General features: G+C 42.7%; 18 protein-coding genes, 1 tRNA gene and 1 pseudogene. 17 read left to right on the top strand and 3 right to left on the bottom strand.

Annotated features, from left to right (window positions below; all coding sequences use genetic code 11):
• Positions 1–131 precede the first annotated feature (131 nt).
• The 3 genes and pseudogenes from FYJ75_RS14830 to FYJ75_RS06205 all read left to right on the top strand — a co-directional run.
• Positions 132–278: pseudogene (locus tag FYJ75_RS14830) on the top strand (DUF6110 family protein); the annotation flags it as partial.
• A gap of 31 nt (positions 279–309) precedes the next feature.
• Positions 310–2,385 (top strand): heavy metal translocating P-type ATPase, encoded by a 2,076-nt coding sequence (locus tag FYJ75_RS06200; protein ID WP_154429602.1) that lies wholly within the window; start codon positions 310–312, stop codon positions 2,383–2,385.
• An 83-nt stretch (positions 2,386–2,468) separates the two neighbouring features.
• Positions 2,469–3,680, top strand: coding sequence for a CapA family protein (locus FYJ75_RS06205; RefSeq protein WP_195838954.1), 1,212 nt, complete (start codon positions 2,469–2,471; stop codon positions 3,678–3,680).
• 12 nt (positions 3,681–3,692) lie between these two features.
• Here the strand turns inward: FYJ75_RS06205 and FYJ75_RS06210 are convergent, their stop codons facing one another.
• Positions 3,693–5,249: an ABC-F family ATP-binding cassette domain-containing protein gene (locus tag FYJ75_RS06210; protein ID WP_154429604.1), complete on the bottom strand. Its 1,557-nt coding sequence runs from the start codon at positions 5,247–5,249 to the stop codon at positions 3,693–3,695.
• 180 nt (positions 5,250–5,429) lie between these two features.
• Here FYJ75_RS06210 and feoB point away from each other — a divergent pair, with 180 nt between their 5' ends.
• A complete protein-coding gene (feoB, locus tag FYJ75_RS06215; protein WP_154429605.1) occupies positions 5,430–7,793 on the top strand; it encodes a ferrous iron transport protein B in 2,364 nt (787 codons plus the stop codon).
• A gap of 82 nt (positions 7,794–7,875) precedes the next feature.
• Positions 7,876–9,396 carry a hybrid sensor histidine kinase/response regulator gene (locus FYJ75_RS06220; protein WP_154429606.1) on the top strand — a complete coding sequence of 507 codons (1,521 nt, stop codon included), beginning with the start codon at positions 7,876–7,878 and terminating at the stop codon, positions 9,394–9,396.
• Here FYJ75_RS06220 and FYJ75_RS06225 read toward each other — a convergent pair.
• Positions 9,393–10,841, bottom strand: coding sequence for a polysaccharide deacetylase family protein (locus FYJ75_RS06225; RefSeq protein ID WP_154429607.1), 1,449 nt, complete (start codon positions 10,839–10,841; stop codon positions 9,393–9,395). The genes FYJ75_RS06220 and FYJ75_RS06225 overlap by 4 nt on opposite strands.
• A 171-nt stretch (positions 10,842–11,012) precedes the next feature.
• On the opposite strand from FYJ75_RS06225, the gene FYJ75_RS06230 reads away from it, so the two are divergent.
• The 10 genes from FYJ75_RS06230 to FYJ75_RS06275 all read left to right on the top strand — a co-directional run bounded on the left by FYJ75_RS06230 (position 11,013) and on the right by FYJ75_RS06275 (position 20,144).
• Positions 11,013–11,969 carry a M14 family metallopeptidase gene (locus FYJ75_RS06230; RefSeq protein WP_235907024.1) on the top strand — a complete coding sequence of 319 codons (957 nt, stop codon included), beginning with the start codon at positions 11,013–11,015 and terminating at the stop codon, positions 11,967–11,969.
• Between the two features lie 45 nt (positions 11,970–12,014).
• Positions 12,015–12,938 carry a diacylglycerol/lipid kinase family protein gene (locus FYJ75_RS06235; protein WP_235907025.1) on the top strand — a complete coding sequence of 308 codons (924 nt, stop codon included), beginning with the start codon at positions 12,015–12,017 and terminating at the stop codon, positions 12,936–12,938.
• A 16-nt stretch (positions 12,939–12,954) separates the two neighbouring features.
• A complete protein-coding gene (locus FYJ75_RS06240) occupies positions 12,955–13,614 on the top strand; it encodes a lysoplasmalogenase (RefSeq protein ID WP_154429610.1) in 660 nt (219 codons plus the stop codon).
• 87 nt (positions 13,615–13,701) lie between these two features.
• A tRNA-Gly gene (locus FYJ75_RS06245) sits at positions 13,702–13,774 on the top strand.
• Between the two features lie 103 nt (positions 13,775–13,877).
• Positions 13,878–15,161 carry a sensor histidine kinase gene (locus FYJ75_RS06250; RefSeq protein ID WP_154429611.1) on the top strand — a complete coding sequence of 428 codons (1,284 nt, stop codon included), beginning with the start codon at positions 13,878–13,880 and terminating at the stop codon, positions 15,159–15,161.
• A 27-nt stretch (positions 15,162–15,188) separates the two neighbouring features.
• On the top strand, positions 15,189–15,974 hold the full coding sequence (locus tag FYJ75_RS06255) for a response regulator (RefSeq protein WP_154429612.1): 786 nt from the start codon (positions 15,189–15,191) through the stop codon (positions 15,972–15,974).
• A gap of 163 nt (positions 15,975–16,137) precedes the next feature.
• On the top strand, positions 16,138–16,503 hold the full coding sequence (locus tag FYJ75_RS06260) for a hypothetical protein (RefSeq protein ID WP_154429613.1): 366 nt from the start codon (positions 16,138–16,140) through the stop codon (positions 16,501–16,503).
• 48 nt (positions 16,504–16,551) lie between these two features.
• Positions 16,552–19,248, top strand: a complete 2,697-nt coding sequence (locus tag FYJ75_RS06265) for a carboxypeptidase-like regulatory domain-containing protein (protein ID WP_154429614.1) — start codon at positions 16,552–16,554, stop codon at positions 19,246–19,248.
• A gap of 198 nt (positions 19,249–19,446) precedes the next feature.
• Positions 19,447–19,605 (top strand): hypothetical protein, encoded by a 159-nt coding sequence (locus tag FYJ75_RS06270; protein ID WP_154429615.1) that lies wholly within the window; start codon positions 19,447–19,449, stop codon positions 19,603–19,605.
• Between the two features lie 98 nt (positions 19,606–19,703).
• A complete protein-coding gene (locus FYJ75_RS06275) occupies positions 19,704–20,144 on the top strand; it encodes an FMN-binding protein (protein ID WP_328596876.1) in 441 nt (146 codons plus the stop codon).
• Between the two features lie 49 nt (positions 20,145–20,193).
• On the opposite strand, the gene FYJ75_RS06280 is transcribed toward FYJ75_RS06275, so the two are convergent.
• On the bottom strand, positions 20,194–20,439 hold the full coding sequence (locus tag FYJ75_RS06280) for a hypothetical protein (RefSeq protein WP_154429616.1): 246 nt from the start codon (positions 20,437–20,439) through the stop codon (positions 20,194–20,196).
• Positions 20,440–20,646: 207 nt separating this feature from the next.
• Here FYJ75_RS06280 and thyA point away from each other — a divergent pair, with 207 nt between their 5' ends.
• Positions 20,647–21,495 (top strand): thymidylate synthase, encoded by an 849-nt coding sequence (gene thyA, locus FYJ75_RS06285; protein WP_154429617.1) that lies wholly within the window; start codon positions 20,647–20,649, stop codon positions 21,493–21,495.
• Between the two features lie 35 nt (positions 21,496–21,530).
• Positions 21,531–22,022, top strand: a complete 492-nt coding sequence (locus FYJ75_RS06290; protein ID WP_154429618.1) for a dihydrofolate reductase — start codon at positions 21,531–21,533, stop codon at positions 22,020–22,022.
• The last annotated feature ends 1 nt before the right edge of the window (position 22,023 follow it).

A 22,023-nucleotide genomic window follows, 5' to 3' on the forward strand; every position in this document is an offset into this window, starting at 1 on the left:
GGAAGCATTCTTCTTAGCAAGGCTTCCTTAAGTTCTTGACTGTAGTTCATAGTGAAAGCTCCTTCCTGTGATAGTTATATACTACCACAAAAACTTTTTTCTTTCACTGACAACTATTCTAACACACAGGGGTAACAACCGTTCAGGAGAATGCAGAAGATATTCTTGCTGATGCAAAACAGATCAATGAAGAGCGTGCGGCAGCCGCAGAAGCAGCAGAATTTGAAGGTGCAGAGACAGAGGAAAAAGAAACAGAAGCTGAGACAGCTGAAGCATAGTTTTCTCTGTTGAAAGGAACGTGGTTGAAGTATGAAATTTAAGATCGAACATGAACGTGCCGGAAGAATGCGTATCCACGTGATGCAGACAAGAATGAGTTATGCACAGGCAGATACATTGCTTTACTTTTTGCACAGCCAGAAAGAGGTTACTTTCTGCAAGGTTTATGACCGGACAGCAGATGCCGTAATCGAGTATGTTGGAGCACGTGATACGATCATTCAGTTGCTGAAAGGTTTTCGGTATGAGAAGGTAGAGGTACCAACCGGACTGTTAGAGAGCAGTGGCAGGGAGATGGATAATCTTTATCAGGAAAAACTCATAGGTAAGATCGTCTTTCATTATGCCAGAAGATGGTTTTTACCATATCCGCTCCGGTTATGCTACAGCACATTCAAAGCGCTTCGTTACATTGGAAAAGGACTTAATTCTCTCAGAAAAGGCAAGATCGAAGTAGAGGTACTGGATGCTACAGCAATCGGCGTATCGATGCTTCGGAATGATATTAATACAGCCGGATCCATTATGTTCATGCTTGGAATCGGAGAGATCCTGGAAGACTGGACACATAAGAAATCCGTAGATGATCTTGCAAGAACAATGTCATTAAATGTCGGAAAAGTATGGATGATCAGTGGTGGTCAGGAAGTGCTTGTTCCGTCATCAGATATTAAAGCGGGAGATCAGGTTGTTGTCCATATGGGCAATGTGATCCCATTTGATGGAACCGTATGTGGCGGTGAGGCAATGGTTAATCAGGCATCTCTCACAGGTGAGTCAGTGCCGGTACGTAAAACGGAAGGCAGTACCGCATATGCTGGCTCAGTTGTGGAAGAGGGCGAGCTGACGATCCTTGTCAAGGAAGTCGGCGGCTCCAGCAGGTTTGAAAAGATTGTGAAGATGATCGAGGAGACAGAGAAACTTAAGTCATCCATGGAGAGTAAAGCAGAGCATCTTGCAGACAAACTTGCACCATACAGCCTTGGAGCGACAGCACTTACCTGGCTTCTTACAAGAAACACAACCAAGGCATTATCGATTCTGATGGTTGATTTCAGCTGTGCGCTGAAACTTGCAATGCCAATTGCAGTATTATCAGCAATCCGGGAAGCAAGCCTTTATAACCTGACGGTAAAAGGTGGTAAGTTCTTAGAAGCAGTTGCAGAAGCGGATACGATTGTCTTTGATAAGACAGGTACTCTTACCAAGGCACAGCCTACAGTTGCAAAAGTTGTATCGTTTAATGACCAGGATGCAGACGAATTGCTGCGTCTGGCCGCATGTCTCGAAGAACATTTTCCGCATTCCATGGCAAAAGCGGTTGTGGATGCAGCGAAGAAGAAACAACTCGAACATGAAGAGATGCATTCGAAGGTCGAATACATTGTTGCACATGGAATCGCATCCAAGATTGATGAAAAACGTGTTGTGATTGGAAGCTATCACTTTGTTTTTGAAGATGAAAAGTGCACGATTCCAGAAGGAAAACAGGAAGTATTTGATGCACTTCCAAAGGAATATTCGCATCTGTATCTCGCAATCGACAATCAGCTTGCAGCAGTTATCTGTATAGAAGACCCACTTCGTGAAGAGGCTTCAGCTGTTGTGAATTCGCTGAAGAGAGCCGGACTGTCAAAAGTTGTCATGATGACCGGAGACAGTGAGCGGACTGCGGCAGCAATTGCAAAGAAAGTTGGAGTGGATGAGTATTATTCGGAAGTTCTTCCGGAGGACAAAGCTCATTATGTAGAAAAAGAGAAAGAGGCGGGACGAAAAGTCATCATGATCGGTGATGGCATTAATGATTCGCCGGCACTTTCCGCAGCAGATGTCGGAATTGCGATCAGCGATGGTGCAGAAATCGCAAGAGAAATTGCAGATATCACGGTTGGAGTGGATGATCTCTATCAGATCGTCACATTGAAACTGTTAAGCGATAATCTGGTGAAACGAATTCATAAAAACTATCAGGTGATCGTCGGATTTAATACAATGTTGATCGTACTTGGTGTTGCAGGAGTAATTCCTCCGACGACATCGGCACTTTTACATAATACATCGACACTGATGATTGCATTAAAGAGCATGAATAACCTGCTTGACTAACAAGGAGCAGACGTATATGATTTGTCATATACGTCTGTTTTTGCGTATAAATGAATATTTTTATTGTTAGAAAAAGGGGAAAAATGAAAAAGAAATCTTTTTTATGTATTTTGCTGGCAGGAAGTTTACTTGCCGGTTGCCAGAATGTGAAGCAGGTGGAATCGAACAGAGAAAATGATACGCAGGCAGAAACTTCAAATGTGGGTGATTACAGAGAGACAGAGCAAGATCAGGAAGTGAATGGGCGTACACAGGAAGAAACAGAGCAGGAGGCACAGGAAGTGTCGCTTGTGATGGTTGGCGATGTCCTGCTTCATACATCGGTTGCAGAAAGTGGCAGAAAAGAAGATGGAAGCTATGAGTTTCATCAGTTGTTCGAACATGTAGATGCAATCAGGCATGCTGATATTGCAATTGCCAATCAGGAGGTTATCATTGGCGGCGAAGAGCTTGGAATTACCGGATATCCATGTTTTAATGCGCCATATGAGCTTGGAGATGCATTATCGGATGCAGGCTTTGATATTGTTTTGCATGCGACCAACCATGCACTGGATAAAGGCAGAAGCGGACTTGTCAATTGCCTGGATTACTGGAAAACACAGCATCCGGATATGACGGTACTTGGCATTCATGACAGCCAGGAATCCCAGAATGATATCTGCATTTATGAGAAAAATGGAATTCGCATCGCATTTTTAAATTATACGTATGGAACCAATGGAATCGCACTTCCTGCGGATATGCCTTATGGAATTGATTATCTTGAGGAAGATAAGGTAATTTCGGATCTGAAACAGGCCGAGGAACAGGCTGATTTTACGGTTGTCTGTCCACATTGGGGAACCGAATATGAGCTTGCACCGACAGAGGAACAGAAGTACTGGGCAGAAATTTTTGCGGAAAATGGAGCAGACCTTGTGATCGGTACACATCCTCATGTGATCGAACCGGTAGAATGGTATGGAGAAGATCAGAAGATGCTTGTATATTATTCTCTGGGAAATTTTGTGAACTGGACATCGGATTCCGGAAGCGGGATTGCAAACCGCATGGTTGGTGGAATGGCAGAAGTAACACTGGCAAGAGAAGAGGATGGACAGGTAAGGATACAGGATTACGGTGTAGAGCCACTTGTTTCGGATCTAAAGGAAGGATTTGGTGGCGTGACAGTCTATCCGCTCAGTGACTATACCGAGGAGATGGCTGAGCAGAACGAAATCCGGAAACAGGATCCGGATTTCTCGCTTCAGTATTGTAAAGATCTTTGCGATCAGGTCTGGAAGAAACAATAGCAATCAGCCGGATTAAATGGCCCGGGTTGTCCATTCTTCGCAGTTCCAGATATCATTTACAATGTCTTCATAGAATTCAGGCTCATGGCAGATCAGGAGAATACTTCCCTTGTATGCCATGAGAGCACGTTTTAACTCGTCTTTGGCATCGACATCCAGATGGTTGGTCGGCTCGTCTAAAAGGAGAAGATTCGTATCATGGTTGATCAGCTTGCACAGACGGACTTTTGCCTGTTCGCCACCACTTAACACTTTCATCAGACTTTCGATATGTTTGGTCATAAGTCCGCATTTGGCAAGGGCAGAACGCACTTCATACTGGCTCATGGATGGAAATTCCTCCCAGAGCTCATCGATACAGGTAATATTCGTCTCGTATTTTTTCTCCTGTTCAAAATATCCCGGATAGAGGTAGTCGCCGAGAATGGACTCGCCGGAATATGGTTTGATATATCCCATAATACTTTTCAGAAGCGTTGTTTTTCCAATACCGTTTGCACCAACCATCGCAATTTTCTGACCGCGTTCCATTGTTAGGTTTAACGGTTTGGAAAGTGGCTCATCGTAGCCGATGACAAGGTCTTTTGTTTCAAAAATAATCTTTCCGGAGGTACGTGCTTCACGGAACTGGAATTCCGGCTTTGGTTTCTCCTGAGCCAGTTCGATCACATCCATTTTATCCAGTTTTTTCTGGCGTGACATGGCCATATTCCGGGTGGCAACACGTGCCTTGTTTCTTGCAACGAAATCTTTCAGATCGCTGATCTCCTGCTGTTGTTTCTTATAGGCAGCTTCGAGCTGTGCTTTTTTCATTTCATACACACGCATATAATCGTCATAATTGCCGACATAACGTGTCAGGACACCCTGGTCGATGTGGTAGATCAGGTTAATGACACTGTTTAAAAATGGAATATCATGCGAGATGAGAATAAAGGCGTTCTCATATTCGTTCAGATAGCGTTTCAGCCATTCGATATGGGATTCATCCAGATAATTGGTCGGCTCATCTAACAGCAGGATATCAGGCTTCTCAAGCAGCAGTTTGCCAAGAAGAACTTTGGTTCGCTGTCCACCACTGAGTTCCGTGACATCCCGCTCAAGTCCGATGTCGGAAAGACCGAATGCGCGCGCAACTTCTTCAATTTTAGTGTCAATGATGTAAAAATCATGAGAATCCAGTGTGTCCTGGATCTCACCGAGTTCTGCCATCATAAGATCAAGATCTTCCGGAGTGGCTTCCCCCATATTGTCACAGATCGCATTCATGCGGGTCTCTAATTCAAACAGATATTGAAATGCACTCTTTAATACATCATAGATCGTCTGGCCTTTTTCAAGGACTGCATGCTGGTCAAGATAGCCAACGCGGATATTCTTAGCCCACTCGATCTTACCCTCATCCGGCTGGAGATGGCCTGTGATGATGTTCATAAAAGTTGATTTGCCTTCGCCGTTGGCTCCGATAAAGCCAACGTGTTCGCCTTTGAGAAGACGGAAAGTGACATCTTTTAAGATGGCACGGTCACCAAAACCGTGATTTAAATGTTCAACGTTTAATATACTCATAATTACCTCAGATTTTCTTGTGTTTTCGAAGAATATTTTATCATGCCGGATAAAGGATGAAAAGGAAGTTTGGAAAAATATAAATAAAATTTGTTCCATATGATTTTTCCGTGTATAATGATAGCTAGTGATAAAAATTATCAATAGAATACAAGTGAGAAAGAAAAGAGTAAACACGTTATGACATTAGCAGAGTTGAAAAAGGGACAGAGTGCCAAAATCTGTGCAGTAGGCGGAGAGGGCGCACTGCGTCAGCATTTTCTGGATATGGGAATTATTCCGGGAACCGAGATCACATATATGAAAGCAGCGCCTATGGGCGATCCGATCGAATTTCGTGTCTGGGGCTACGAACTGACACTTCGTGTATCAGAAGCAGAGAAGATCCAGATCGTACAGGTTGCTGATGCAAAAAGGGAACAGGACAATACAACGGACAGCAGAAAGAATGATACACCATCCCTGCACCCGGGACTTGGTGAGATGGGAATCTATCATGTGAAGCAGCGTGGTGAGGTGATTCCAAAAGGAGAACTGCTTACGTTTGGACTCGCAGGCAACCAGAACTGCGGAAAGACGACACTGTTTAATCAGCTGACCGGTTCTAATCAGCATGTGGGCAATTTCCCGGGTGTTACGGTTGACCGTAAGGACGGACAGATCCGGAAACAGGAGAATACACTGGTTACAGACCTTCCGGGCATTTATTCCATGTCTCCGTATACCAGTGAGGAGATCGTTACAAGAGAGTTCTTTTTGAATGACCGGCCAAGAGGAATCATTAATATTGTAGATGCAACGAATATTGAGAGGAATCTTTATCTGACCATGCAGCTGATCGAACTGGATATTCCGATGGTTCTGGCACTGAATATGATGGATGAAGTGCGGGAAAACGGTGGAACGATCGACGTCAATAAGCTCGAACAGACGCTTGGAATTCCGGTTGTTCCGATCTCGGCAGCCAAAAACGAAGGAATCGACGAGCTGATCGATCATGTTGTGCATGTTGCAAAATACAGGGAACGCCCGGGACGTATGGATTTTTGTGACGCAGAAGGACCGGATGGAGGAGCAATGCACAGATGTATTCATTCGATCATGCATCTGATCGAGGATCATACGCATCACTATAAGATCCCTACCCGTTTTGCAGCAACCAAGCTGGTAGAAGGTGATCAGATGATCGAAGAGAAGCTTCATCTGGATCAGAATGAGAAGGAAATGATCGAGCATATCATCTGTCAGCTGGAAAAAGAAAGCGGTATGGACAGACAGGCGGCACTTGCCAATATGCGTTTTACATTTATCGATAAAGTATGTCAGGCAACCGTTGTAAAGCCTCATGAGAGTAAAGAGCACATCCGTTCGCAGAAGATTGACCGCATTCTTACCGGAAAATACACGGCAATACCAATGTTTGTGGGAATCATGCTGCTTATTTTCTGGCTTACATTCGGAGTGATCGGTGCATGGCTTTCGGATCTTATGGATCTTGGAATCGGAGCAGTAACCGAATTGTGTGATAAAGCACTGCAGGCGGCACATGTCAATGAAGTCGTACATTCTCTTGTAATCGATGGTATCTTTACCGGAGTAGGAAGCGTACTCAGCTTCCTTCCAACAATCGTGACACTGTTCTTTTTCCTGTCACTTCTGGAAGACAGTGGATATATGGCAAGAGTTGCTTTTGTCATGGATAAGCTGCTGCGTAAGATCGGTTTATCCGGAAGAAGCTTTGTCCCGATGATTATCGGTTTTGGCTGTTCGGTTCCTGCAATTATGGCAACAAGAACGCTTCCATCGGAGCGTGACCGTAAGATGACAATCCTTCTGACCCCGTTTATGAGCTGTTCGGCAAAACTTCCGATCTATGCCTTTTTTACGGCGGCATTTTTCCCGAAAAAGGGTGCTCTTGTGATGTCACTTATGTATTTTACCGGAATTCTGGTTGGAATCATCTATGCAGTGATCATGGATCATACAGTATTTCGTGGAGAACCTGTTCCATTCGTTATGGAGCTGCCAAATTATCGTATGCCGGGAGCAAAGAGCGTTGGAAGACTGATCTGGGATAAGGCAAAGGATTTTATCAGCAGGGCATTTACGATTATTTTCCTTGCAACCATTATTATCTGGTTCCTGCAGACCTTTGATACACATCTGAATATTGTAACAGATTCGAAAGACAGTATGCTGGCATTGATCGGAAGTCTTGTAGCACCGGTATTTGCTCCACTGGGATTCGGTGACTGGAGAATCTCAACAGCGCTGCTGACAGGATTTATGGCAAAAGAGAGTGTTGTGAGCACACTTACGATCCTGATCAGTGGAACTGCGATGAGCCAGATCTTTACACCGTTCCATGCAGTCGTATTTCTGGTTTTCACACTTCTGTATACACCATGCGTTGCTGCAATTGCATCCGTAAAACGTGAACTTGGTGGAAAATGGGCAGTCCTCGTGGTCATCATGCAGTGTGTGATCGCCTGGATCGCAGCGTTTGCAGTCCAGATATTCGGAATTGTGACAGGATTAGTGTGATTCTGCAAATTATCGACTTTTTCCGCTATTCATTGTCGGTAAGCAATGATATAATGAGCAAAAAGGCGAAGGAGGAGAAGCAGTGGAGACATTTGACGTAACACCATATCGGGTTGTCTATGAGGACAATCCGATGGCATTTGCGATTGTAAAACTCCTCTTAAATGAACTCGGGCGTCCGGCTGAAGCTCGTTTTGCATATGCGAATCCGGCTTTGGAGGACATGTTACAGAGACCGAAAGGATCGTTAGAGGGGGCAAGTCTTGCGGGACTTTTTCTAAATCCGAATATCGACTGGATCGATGAGTGTATTGCCGAACTGGATAAGCAGAAACCGTTCCGGCTGACTGTGTATGATAAGAATGTACGCAAGCATATCAGTTCGGTATTTTACCGTGTTTCGCAGGATCATATTGCGCTTTATATACAGGACGTTACGAAAATTGTTGAAGCAGAGCGCAATGAATCGGAAGAAAAGAAGTTAAAAGCGGATCTGTTAAACAGTATGGGGCATGATCTGAGAACACCGTTAAATGCGATTATCGGTTTTACAGAGCTGGCTCTGCGCAGTGACAGTTATGATGAGACAAGAGAACATCTGACGAAGATACAGACATCAGCGGAATATATGCAGAATATCCTGAATGACTGTCTGGATATGAACCGTATTGGAAGCGGTAAAATGAAGCTGTTTTTAGAGCCGGTCAGCTATGAAGAATTGATGTATGGAATCCGGACGCTGCTTCTTATGCGCGCGGAGAAGAAAAAGGTATCTTTGATCTTTTCACAGAGTGCGGTCAATCAGAGAAGGATCATGCTCGATGTGCTGCATATGCAGCAGGTACTCATGACACTTGTGGATAATGCAATCAAATTTACACCGGAGGGTGGAATAATTGAATGTATTACGGAAGCTTTGATTCCGGTAGATGGTTATCTGCCGGTTAATTTTATTGTGCGTGATAATGGAATTGGAATGTCACAGGAATTTGTGGACAAACACCTTTTTCATGAATTTGAGCAGGAGAATCCGGAGGATGGAGAGAATCAGGGAACCGGTCTTGGACTGTTTATTGCACAGCATCTGATCCGGATGATGGACGGAACGATTACCTGCAAGAGTGAAAAGGGAGCTGGCACGGAATTTCAGATTTCCATGCTCTGCCCGATCGCATCGGATATCCCTGAGATGCTGCAGATTGATGAAGATGATGAGGTCCTTCGTGGAAAAAGAGTGCTGATCTGTGAAGACCATAAAATCAATGCGATGTTAGTAGGAAAAATGCTTGAAAAGAAAGAAGTTCTGTCTGAATGGGCGAAAAATGGTAAGATCGGATGCGAGATGTTTGAAGCGCATGAACCTGGCTATTATGATGCAATTATTATGGATCTGCGTATGCCGGTTCAAAACGGTGCAGATGCAGCATGCTATATTCGGAATCTGAAGCGCGAAGACAGCAGAAAGATACCGATCATAGCAATGACAGCAAGTGCATTTTCGGAAGATCTGGAATCCTGTCATAAGGCAGGAATGAATGAGTATCTTGCAAAACCGATCGAACCGGAGCAGATGTATATGCTTTTATCAAAAGTGTTTCGTTAATTATTGACAGGCTGGTGGGCGCCTGGACTGGATGCGTCAAGCGGAAGGAAGGTATATCCGTTGGCAAGTCCCCATACAATGATTTTCTCGACGGCATCCACACTGAAGCCTTTGATGTCATGCTGGAGAACAACAGAGACATCATGTTGCTGCACGCCGTTTATGACATTTTCAAATATCGTCTCGGTATCGGTAGTGCCACCGGCATCGCCGCTGGATACATTCCAGTCAAAATACTGATATCCCTGATCGGTCACAGCCTGAGTCAGTGCGGACATGATGCCCTGGCAGTATTTGGCACTGACTTTATTGGAACTTCCACCTGGAAAACGGATCAGTGTCGGACGGACACCGGTCTGTGAAGTAATGATGGATTCCATCTGGTGAAGATCTGCAAAGTAAGCATCTTCACTTGCATAGATTGTAGCATAATCGTGTGTTGCACTGTGAATGCCGACGCTGTGTCCCGCGGCCGCTTCCTGTGCGATCAGAGAGGTATATTTGGTGTTGACCGTGAAAAAAGTTGCTTTTACATTATATTTTGCGAGTGTATCTAACAGCTGGCTGGTGTAAGGTCCAGGTCCGTCATCGAAAGTAAGATAGATGATCTTTCCGGATGGAACGACAACATCCGGCTGACGGATCGCATTGACGGTTACCTGGCGGGAGGCAGCTGCAGTATTGCCGTAGCTGTCGGAAACTGTGTAATTTAATGTATAAGTACCGGCGCGGTAGGTATCCACATTCCCATCGACGGTTACCTGACTGGTCAGATCACCGTCACAGTTGTCGGTTGCGGTATAACCGGGTTCGGTGTAAGTCTGTCCGGCCTGGATCGTAATATTCATATCTCCGGAAAGTGTGATTTCCGGTGGGATTGGGTCGTTGTAACGAATCTGTCTGGTTACACTTGTCTCATTTCCGGAAGAGTCACAAACCGTATAGGTAACGACTCCGTCTTTTTCTTCTGAGGTCACCTGATTGGTCAGGTCACCGTCATAATTATCCTTTGCAGTATAACCTTCTTCAATATATGGCTGGCCGGGAAGTGTATAATTGTCCGGATTGCTGATCAGAGTAATCTCCGGAGCAACGCGGTCTTCTACCACGATGGTACGTGTCGCTTTGGCATGTAAGTGGTATTTTTCAGCAGTGTAGGTGGTTTCATAGGTGCCAACCTTACTGCTGTCTACCGTTCCATCTGTGGTGACTGGAACATCCCAGCCCTTTTTAAAAATAAGTGAACCATGAAGACGTGCGGTTGCACCAGCTTCCGAATAGGAGTCTTCATATTCGATGGTCTGAGTGTCATCTCCGTTCATTACCAGGGTGATGCTCCAGCGGTTGATCACAAAAAAGAAGAGCAAAGCCAGAATCATCACAGATGCAATCGCAGCAATGACAGCAATCAGAAGCTTTTTCTTAGAAGTACTTAGTGTTTTCATATTTATCCCCTTTATCTTTGGCATATATATAGCATAGCACGGACGAATCCGGGCTTCAATGGAAGAAGTGCGTAAAGAATTCTTAAGTTTTCATGAATGTAAAAAAGGCTGGAACCGGACAGAAAATCCGGCATATGATATAGAAAATATACCGAAGGAATGCTTAAAATAATGGCAGTTCGTGAAAAAATTGTTCCAACGGATGCAGCATATTCATCCGGACTTTTGCAGGATATTATAAAGCAGTTACAGAAACGATATCCGTGGATGGAACTGACATCGATCGGGAACAGTGTAATGGGCAATCCAATCTGGGCAATCACGATCGGAGAAGGCAGTGTCGAAGTATTTTATAATGCGTCTTTTCATGCAAACGAATGGATCACGACACCGGTTCTACTGCGGTTCGCAGAAGAATTCTTAGAAGCAGTCGATCAGGGAAAAAGCATCTATGGTGTAGATGCAGACTGGCTGTACCGGACATTCCGGCTTTATCTGGTTCCGATGGTCAACCCGGATGGCGTGGATCTTGTAAATGAGAAGATTGATCAAACCAAATTGAATCCGGATGGAATCCCATACTATGATCAGGCAAGAACAATTGCAGCCGGATATCCAAATATTCCGTTTCCATCCGGCTGGAAAGCGAATATAAACGGTGTAGATTTAAACCTCCAGTTCCCGGCTGGATGGGAAGAAGCAAAAAAGATCAAGTCAGAACTCGGATTTACGTCTTTTGCACCGAGAGATTTTCCGGGAGAAGGACCACTCACAGAACCGGAAAGCCTTGCAGTATATCGTTTTACCAGACAGCATGATTTTCATCTGATTCTTGCTTATCATACGCAGGGAGAAGTGATCTACTGGAGGTATCTGGATTATGAACCGCCCGGTTCAAGAAGAATCGCAAGATATTTTGGTGAAGTAAGCGGATATGAAGTTGCAGAAACACCAAGAGAATCCGGGTATGCAGGGTATAAAGACTGGTTTATCCAGGATTATAACAGACCAGGATACACGATAGAGGTTGGAAGAGGGGAAAATCCGCTTCCGGTCACGCAGTTTGAAGAGATATACGATGCGAATATCGGGATACTGATTGGCGGAATGGTTCAGCTTCTGGTATAATAATCATATACAAAAGAGAAATATGGGGGAATGGGGGAATGGGGTATGTACTATTTCATTGTGAATACCAGATCCAGGACCGGAAAAGCAAAACTGATCTGGAATGAAGTGAAAGAGGAACTTAAGAAGCGCGGAGTCGCTTATGAGGCTTATATTACCCAGCACAAAGGGCATGCAACTGAATTGGCGGAGGAGATTACGTCGAGAACATCGGAAACGGTCCGTCTTATCATTGTCGGTGGAGACGGAACCGCGAATGAGGTGTTCAATGGAATCTTTGATTTTACCAGAACAAAAGTCGGTCTGATCCCGACAGGATCCGGCAATGATCTCGGAAGAGGACTTGGGATAAAAGGAACACCCAAAGAGCAGCTGCTTCGGATTCTGGATTCTGATACGATCCGCAAGGTTGATCTTGGCTGTGTATCCTGGGATCACGGCAGAGAAAAACGGATTTTTGCAATCAGTTCGGGCATCGGACTCGATGCGGAGGTATGCTGGAAGGCACTTACCGCGCCGGTGAAGAAGCTGTTAAATGCGATTCATCTTGGAAGTCTGACCTATGTTCTTTTGACGATCGAGACACTTTTTACCATGGAAACAACGAGCGCAAAGGCAATTCTGGATGAGGGGCAGATTGTGGAAATGAAGAAAATGATCTGTTCGGTTGCAATGAATCTGCGTTATGAAGGTGGCGGCGTTCCAATGGCACCCCATGCGGACTGCGAAGATGGAAAACTTTCGATGTGCTGCATATCCGGAATCCCGAAATGGAGAACTTTTCTGTGCCTTCCTGCACTGGTTTCCGGAAAGCACACCGGAATTGCAGGTTTTACCATGGCAGACAGCAGGGAGATGGATATTGAACTGGAGAGAGCAATGATCGTTCATGCTGATGGAGAATACTGTGGAGAACACAGAAAGCTGCATTATAGCTGTCTGCCACAACTGCTTCAGCTGATATGGTAAAGGAGGAGAAGGGGTTATGGGAATACTGTTTTTGATCTATACGATACCGGTGATGATGCTTTTGAGTGTTCTGATCTATCAGCCGTGGCGCAAAAATTATGTATCGGTGAAGACCGTTGCGAGCATTGCATTTCTGCTGCTTGCATTGTGGTGTGGAATGCAGGGAACGAATCAGACGCTTATGCGATTAGAACTTCCGGCATTTGTGCTGTGTCTGTGTGGAGATGTGTTTCTGGGATTTTACAATGGAAGCAGGAAAAAGAAATATTTTATAGGAGGAGTGTTCGCTTTTCTTATAGGGCATGTGTTCTTCCTGATCAGCTTCTGCAGTATACAGTCTATGTCATGGGTAGATTTTCTGTTTCCATTTCTGGGGACGGCATTTACAGTATTTCTGACAAATCTGGAAAAAATGTGTCTTGGAAAACTAAGACCATATGTATATCTGTATTCTTTCTTTATCACGATGCTGTTTGTAAAGGCTGTGCATATTCAGATGCAGATGCCAGACACCGGAAATCTGTGCAGGGCAATTGGAACCGGTCTGATCCTGATCTCAGATTTCCTGATTCTGTTTCTTTATTTTTATAAGAATCGGCCGTGGTCGACGCATGGGTGGAATCTTGTAACCTATTATTATGGCATGTTTTTTATCGCGGCTGGTTTGTTATATTAGAATTGTTCATATGAATCAAAAAAATCATTGACAACGGAATCGACTTTTGGTATGATAGCAGATGTCACAGAAGTGACAGAGATATATGCGATAGTGGCGTAGTTGGTAACGCGCGACCTTGCCAAGGTCGAGACCGCGGGTTCGAGCCCCGTCTATCGCTCTTGCATAAAGGACTATCGCAATAGCGATAGTCCTTTTTTTGGTGTAAGTAGCAAAGCGGAGCCACTTACCCATGGAGCACCAATTATCAACGGAGGAGAAAAATGTTTGATCGTACATCATTACACGTAGCATTGCTGTTATGGGGATTCATATTTTCTTTGATTGCAGCGTTGTGTATGTTTATGAGTAAGAATTTTGATAAAACAAAGAGAAAATTGCTGCTGGCATTACTGCTGAACTGTTCGCTCTTATTGTTCGGCGATGCGCTTGCATGGGAATTTCGGGGAACACCTGGAACCGTCGCTTATTACGTAGTAAAAATCAGCAACTTTGCCGTTTTCTTCCTGAGTGACAGTTTGCTGTTTTTCTATCATACATATTTATGCGTGTGCCTGTTTCGCGGAAAGAAGCAGATTCCGAGACAACGTATTATCATGGTATACGGAATTGCAATCATAGGAATGGCACTTGTCATTGCATCGCAGTTTCTGAATTTTTATTATTATATTGATGCACATAATTTCTATCACAGGAATTTTCTTCATCCGTTATCCATGTTTCTGCCAATTTTGGGTATGATCATTGATTTCTCATTCGTGTTTCAGTGGCGGAGGGAAATCAGCAGACAATTGTTCATATCACTGGTTTCCTATATGGTGTTACCACTTCTTGCAATGATATTACAGACATTTTATTATGGAATTTCATTAGTGAATATCGCAATCAGCATATCTATGATATTATTGTTTGTAGTAGCAATGATTGAACAGAATCAGAATCTGGCCCAAAAGGAAAAAGAAGCAGCAGATCTGCGTATATCGATTATGATCTCACAGATTGCACCACATTTTATTTATAATACGCTTACCAGTATCCAGCAGTTGTGCGACACAGATCCGAAACAGGCGGAGGAAACGGTAGGAGAATTCGCAGAGTATCTGCGGGGGAATCTCGAGTCTCTTGGACTTGATCGTCCGGTGCCATTTGAGAGGGAGCTGAACCATGTGAAAAGCTATCTTGCAATCGAGAAGAAACGATTTGGGGATCGCGTAAAGACCGCTTATAATATACAGGAAGAGGAATTCTTAATTCCATCTTTAACTTTACAACCAATGGTGGAAAATGCAGTAAAACATGGACTGTGTAAGAAAAAGGGTGGAGGAACTGTCTGCATTAGTACGAAACGTGATGGGGATTATGTACAGATCGTGATTCAGGACGACGGAGCAGGTTTTGATGTAAATCGGAAGATGGATGATGGCAGGGTACATGTGGGAATCCAGAATGTACGGACCAGATTAAAGGATATGTGTGACGGAACGCTTGAGGTGAGCAGTACGCCGGGAAAAGGAACACAGGTTGTGATCACATTACCACAAAAATAAAATAAACGAGGGGAAGAGAGGATAATAATGAGAATAATAGCAGCGGATGATGAAGCTCTTGCACTGCAGAGTCTGGAAAAAGCAATCAGAGCAGCGAAGCCGGAGGAAGAGGTTGTATCGTTTCAGGAGCCGGAAGATGTACTGGAATACGCAAAAGAACATCCAATCGATGTCGCATTTCTGGATGTTGAGATGGGAACAATGTCTGGCATAGAGGTTGCAAAGCAGTTAAAAGTCTGGTATCCCAAAATCAATATCATCTTTGTGACCGGATATGATAAATATATGGCACAGGCAATCGAACTTCGTATGAGTGGTTATGTCACAAAGCCTGCGACAAAAGAAAAGATTCTAGTCGAACTGGAGGATTTGAAACACCCTGTTCAGACAATTAAGGCAAATACATTGACGGTCAAATGTTTCGGGAATTTTGAAGTGTTTGTGAACGGAAAGATCCTGGAATTCGAGAAGAACAAGACAAAGGAAATGCTGGCTTATTTGATAGACCGCAGGGGAAGCAGCGTGACATCGGGAGAACTGAGAAGTATCCTGTGGGAAGATGATTCTGTGTCAGACAGCAATACACGGTCTTATCTATCAAAATTAAAGAAAGATTTAATAAAAACACTAAAGAAAGCGGGGGTGCAGGATGCCTTTGTTGAAACCAGAGGAAAATATGCAATAGCACCTGAAAAAATCAGTTGTGATTATTATGATTATCTCGATGACAAGCCGGAGGGAATAAGGGCTTACAACGGAGAGTATATGTCACAATATAGCTGGGGAGAGTTAAATCAGAAGGCTTTTCTATGATGGCGGGAGACTGTAATTGATAAACAGTCTCTCGTTTTTGATTTCAAAATTTTTATATTTTTTAAAATAATGTCTCAAAAAGCAACGTTTTGGCAACATTGGACTATTATAATGAATATAAAGTACTAAATAATGCTTGTTGATATCGAAAAGAGGTGAGGCGATGTGCATTTTAATCTATGAAGAAGATAGGAAAAGACGCACAATGTTAGAGCGGACAATTATGCAGTATGAACGCAAGAAGGAATTTGCAATCAAGGTTAAAAGCTTTGATGATGCACAGGAGGCGTTTCTGCATGCACAGCAAAATCACATTGAAGCTGCATTTATCAGTATGGAAGACAGATACGGACATGGGTTTTTTCTGGCCAAAAAATTAAAAAAGAAGAATCCACATCTAAATCTGATTCCAATGTCTATGGAGCCTCGTTTCGAAAAGGAACTGATGAATATGCATATCAGCGGTTATCTTGCAGGACTTTGTACGAAAGGAAAGATCCTGGAGGAGTTGGAAAACCTTCGTTATTAGGAAAGCAAAACATACAAAAGGATAAAAAAGAGAAAAGGAGAAATTGCTATGAAAAATAAAAAAATAGCATTATTGACAAAAGTAGTTACTGCGGCATTGTTTGCAGGAATTTTTGCAATTACAGGAATCCCAGGGAAAAATATGGGATCAAGTGAAGTTCAGGCAGCAAGTAATACAGGAACCATATATTATGGCTTTAATGAAATTACTGATATTAATAATATGAAGACAAGTACTGCTTATATGTTTCTGACGGAACATTATTCGAATGAGGATGCCGTTGTTGCAATCCCAAGTGGTAGTGCAAGATTAACATTAACAGCTGTTCCGGCCTCAGATGGTAACTCAGATAAGGCGGTTACAACAGATGGAGGACAAAAAGCAACGCAGGGAAATGTTCATGTAGAACAAAGTGGAGCCGGATTTGATGGATGCCAAAATGGTCATATTGGATATCTGACACGTCAGGGAAAAACGGGATGGTACTATGGATGTGATGCCGGGGGAGCTACAAATAAAGGACCATTTTATGCGTACACTTATACTACTAAAAATTTTAGTACAAGTGATATTACAATAGAAGTAACAGACGCATTTGATGTACCGACAAGTCAACGTTCCTATACAGATAGTAATGATCTTACAGGTCTGAAAGTTAAGATTACGGTAAACGAAAGAGAGTTTAATGTTCCATATTTTACAGTGTCAGCAGAAGATAACAGCGTAGATCCGGAAACCGGTGATACCAGTGTTATTTTAAATATCGGTGGAGTAGAAAAAGAGGCAGAATTAAAATGCAGACAGGTAACTCCGGCGGGACAGACAGATTACACAACAGGAGAACTGAAAAATTTAACACCAAAGAGTGATTACGTGATTACTGTAGATGGAGAAAAAATAACAGTTACTGCAGATGAAAATGGTAATTTGGATTTAACCCCATATGCTGGTAAAACAATTACAATTGCCAAAAAGGGAAATGGAAGTAATGTAGTAGACTCTGAACCACAGACGATCGAAGTAAAGAAAAGCGAATCAGCACCAGAAGAAAAACAATTTGGTACAAAGGTAGAAGGTGATAACACAGTTATTTCCGGGGTTGGCGCTGACAAAGAATACAGTCTGGACGGAGGAAAGACCTGGACAACAGGAAACGGAGCAGACATTGTTATTCCAACCGGAACAGATATTCAGATAAGAACAAAGGCAACAACAGATACACCTGCTTCTGAAATTATCAGACTAGAGTACAAAAATGAAACACCAGACGGAACACCGGATTATACAGAAGGAAAACTGACCGGCTTAAAACCGAATGAGAAGTATATTCTGAAAGCAGACGGAAAAGAGACAGAAGTAACAGCAGATACAGAAGGAAAGATAGATTTAACCCCATATGCTGGAAAAACAATTGAAGTAATCAAACCAGGAAATGGAGATAACCTGTTAGACTCAGATGCACAGGTAATTGGCGTAAAACCAGGTGCAGCAGCTCCAAAGAAAGATGACTATAAAGTAATTGTAAATGGCGCATATACGAATATTTCCGGAATCACTAAAGATCAGGAATATAGTCTGGATGGAGGAAAAACATGGACTCCTGGAACTGGTGCAGCAATTCGTGTAAAAACAGGAAAAGAAGTCTTGGTAAGAGTAAAGGCAACCAAAGATGAACCGGCGTCTGAAATTGTAAGAGTAACAACAATCGGCGAAAAAACAAACCTGGCTGCTGGAACAATACAAGACAGCAAGGGAAAACCATGTGCAGGAGCAGAAATAGAATTAAGAAATGGTACTACAGTCATTGCTGCAACCACGACAGCAGAAGATGGAAGTTTTGCCTTTGTTGGTGTGCCGGAAGGAACTTATAATTTCGTTGTAAAACAGAATGGAAAAACAGAAACTTATGTAGTAAAAATTGCGGATGGAAAGGTTAATTTAGAAAAAATTACAGTTGATGACGGAAAACGAAATTCTACAGTAAATATTGCAGAGGGTACACCAAGCACGATTGTGGGAAATATTCAGTCGCAGTTTGATACAATTGTTGAAGATACACGTAAAGGCTATACAAAGGAAGATGATGCGATTGTAAAGTCAGGCGGTTCCGCAGAGATTAATGTAAATGTAGAAGCTGTAAAATCTGATGTTGAGAACACAAAATATATGACACAGGTTGCTTCAAAAGATGGAATGAAAATTGGTAACTTTATTGATATTGTCATTACAAAGATTATTACGGATATGGATGGTAAACAAACCAAAACAGGTCTGATCGAGCTTCCTAAGTTATTGACATTTTACTTTGATATTGATTCCACCATGCAGGGAAAACAAAGCTATGTAGTATATCGTTACCATCAGGCTTATATTGATACACTGACCACAACACCAAATGAAGATGGAGAGTACATTGAAGTAAGCGAAGATGGAACAAAATTGATCTTACATGCAAAAAAATTCTCTACTTATGCGGTTGGATACAGTGATGAGGAAAAAACAGTAGATAATAAGTCAGTTGCGGTTGATTCACTGATTGAAAAAGTAAATGCACCAATCGCAGAAACAACATCGACAGCAACACCAGCACCAACAGCAACACCAACAGCAACACCAACAGCAGCTCCAGTAGCAAAAGCTGCACCAGACACTGGTGACAACAGCACAGCATGGTTATTTATAATGATGCTGTTCGCAGGAACTGGAATCGCAGTATTTAGCAGAAAGAAAAAAGTAAACAGATAAAATTATTTTAAAGGGAAATTCCGACAGTGCAATGATTGCCGGAATTTTTCTTATATTTTTCTAAACAATGTGAAGACTATCTGAAAGTTTATTAAGGTTATCTGATACTTTGCCCAAACCTATTGCTTTTTGGTTTTGAAATGGTATTCTGTACTCAGAAACAAGCAGATGCCCCGATTCAGAAAGGATTGGTTTTATATGAAAAGTGATAACGTAAGAATTGCAGAACTTCTTCTGGGATATATGCTTTTAGGAACAGTTTTGACTGGAAACACGGCACATGCAGTTACAGCAACACAGCCGGCGGCAATCACAACTTCCTGTGATCAGACAGTCAGCGATGAAGAAGAAAGTTAAAATATAATTTAACTCTATGCCTCCATTGCTTCAAAAATCAGGAATGTAATATCTTTTTTTACATATGATTATAGTAAGCAAGGAATGGAGGCGTTAGGGTGAGTGCAAAAACAAAAATCGTGGTGCTTCATATGAAGGAGCTCATTTTTACAGGAATACTTGCAGTTCTTGGGATTTTTTTGATCATCATGCTTTTGGTGATGTTTCTTCCGAAAGACGGAAGCACGAAAGAAAATGCAGAAAGTACCGGAAAGTATCAGCCGGGGGTCTATACTGCGTCGGTAATGCTGAATGATTCAGCATTGGATGTTCAGGTGGTCGTGGATGAGAATAACATCAATTCTGTTTCACTTGTGAACCTGGATGAGACCGTTGAGACAATGTACCCTCTTGTTAAGCCTGCGATGGAGGAACTGGCACAACAGATTGTAGATACCCAGTCTCTGGATAATATTACATATTCGCAGAGTAATCAGTATACGTCGATCGTTCTTATGAATGCCATCGAGGAAGCAATAGAAAAAGCATCACTGGATTAGCCAGTGATGCTTTTTGGTTCCCCGATTCCTTTATACAGATATCCAAGCACTATTCGCTATCGCTTGTTAAAGTGCTTAAGTAGCTATCAAGATCTGTGGTAGATACGTGATAGGTCTTAGCTGGTTTCTTGGATTCATAATAGTTATATCCGCTGAATCCGGCCCATCCGACAATTGCAAGACATACGACCCATGTGCAGACGACTGCAATGGCGTGTTTTCTCTTTTCTTTTGCTAAAGTCTTTTTACGATTTGCTTTCTCTTTTTTATATTGTTCAACTTTTGCCTGACTCATCTCATTCTCCTTCAAAGCTTTTCGCTTTAATGAATATATATTACATGTTTTTAACAGGAAATGCAAGAATTGTTTTTGGAAAAGCCGACTATTCCTTGCGTTTCCCTTCTAAATTGTTTAAAATACTATGTTAGAATACACTGTTGGAATGTTGCGGAAAGTGAGACCGTACAGACCACGATAATCGATACAGGAGGATTGGATTTCATGAGTTTAGCAGATAAGATATTCGTTGATATGTGTAACGATATTTTAAATAACGGAGTCAGTACGGAGGGCGAGAAAGTCCGCCCGCATTGGGAGGATGGAACAAGCGCATATACGATTAAGAAATTCGGTGTTGTGAACCGCTATGATCTGTCAAAGGAATTTCCGGCAATTACACTCCGGAAAACTGCGATCAAGACATGTACGGAGGAGATGCTCTGGATATGGCAGCGGAAATCGAACAATATCCATGATTTGAAAAGCACTGTCTGGGATGAATGGGCAGATGAGAACGGCTCGATCGGAAAGGCATATGGATATCAGCTTGGAGTAAAGCATCAGTATAAGGAAGGCATGATGGATCAGGTGGACCGTGTGATCTATGATCTGAAGAACAATCCGTTCAGCCGGCGGATTCTTACCAACATCTATGTACATGCGGATCTGCATGAGATGAATCTTTATCCGTGTGCATACAGCATGACGTTTAATGTAACGCAGCATCCGGGTGATGATAAGCTGACCTTGAATGCGATCTTAAACCAGCGTTCCCAGGATATACTCACAGCAAATAACTGGAACGTGTGTCAGTATGCAGTGCTTATGCATATGCTTGCACAGGTCTGTGATATGAAGGTCGGAGAGCTTGTGCATGTCATTGCAGATGCACATATTTATGACAGACATATACCACTTGTAAAGGAACTCATTACAAGAGAACAGTTTCCAGCGCCAAAATTCTGGCTGAATCCGGAGATTAAGGATTTTTATCAGTTTACAACAGATGATATCAAGATCACCGACTATCAGACAGGACCACAGATAAAAAATATTCCGGTTGCGGTATAACGAATGATACAAAGAGAGAACAGGAGGACGACGAAATGAATTTAATTGCAGCAGTGGATAAGAATTGGGCTATTGGAAAAAATAACCAGCTTCTGGTAAGAATTCCGATGGATCAGAAATTTTTCAGAGAGACAACAACCGGGAAAGTCGTCGTTATGGGAAGAAAGACGCTTGAGAGTTTTCCGGGGGGCGTACCACTGAAAAACCGTACGAATATTGTGATGACACACAATCCAAATTATCAGGTGAAGGATGCGATCGTTGTACATTCCATGGATGAACTTCATGAGGAACTGAAAAAGTATCCAAGCGAGGATATCTATGTGATCGGCGGTGAGAAGATCTATGAGCAGCTTGTCGATGAATGTGATGTTGCCCATATCACCAAGATTGATTTCGCTTATGACGCAGATGCATATTTTCCGAATCTGGATGAGAAAGAAGAGTGGAAAGTGACTGCGGACAGCGAGGAACAGACGTACTTTGATCTGATCTTCTATTTCTATAAATATGAGAAGGTGAAATAGA

This window comes from Roseburia porci, from assembly GCF_009695765.1.
Taxonomy (GTDB): domain Bacteria; phylum Bacillota; class Clostridia; order Lachnospirales; family Lachnospiraceae; genus Roseburia; species Roseburia porci.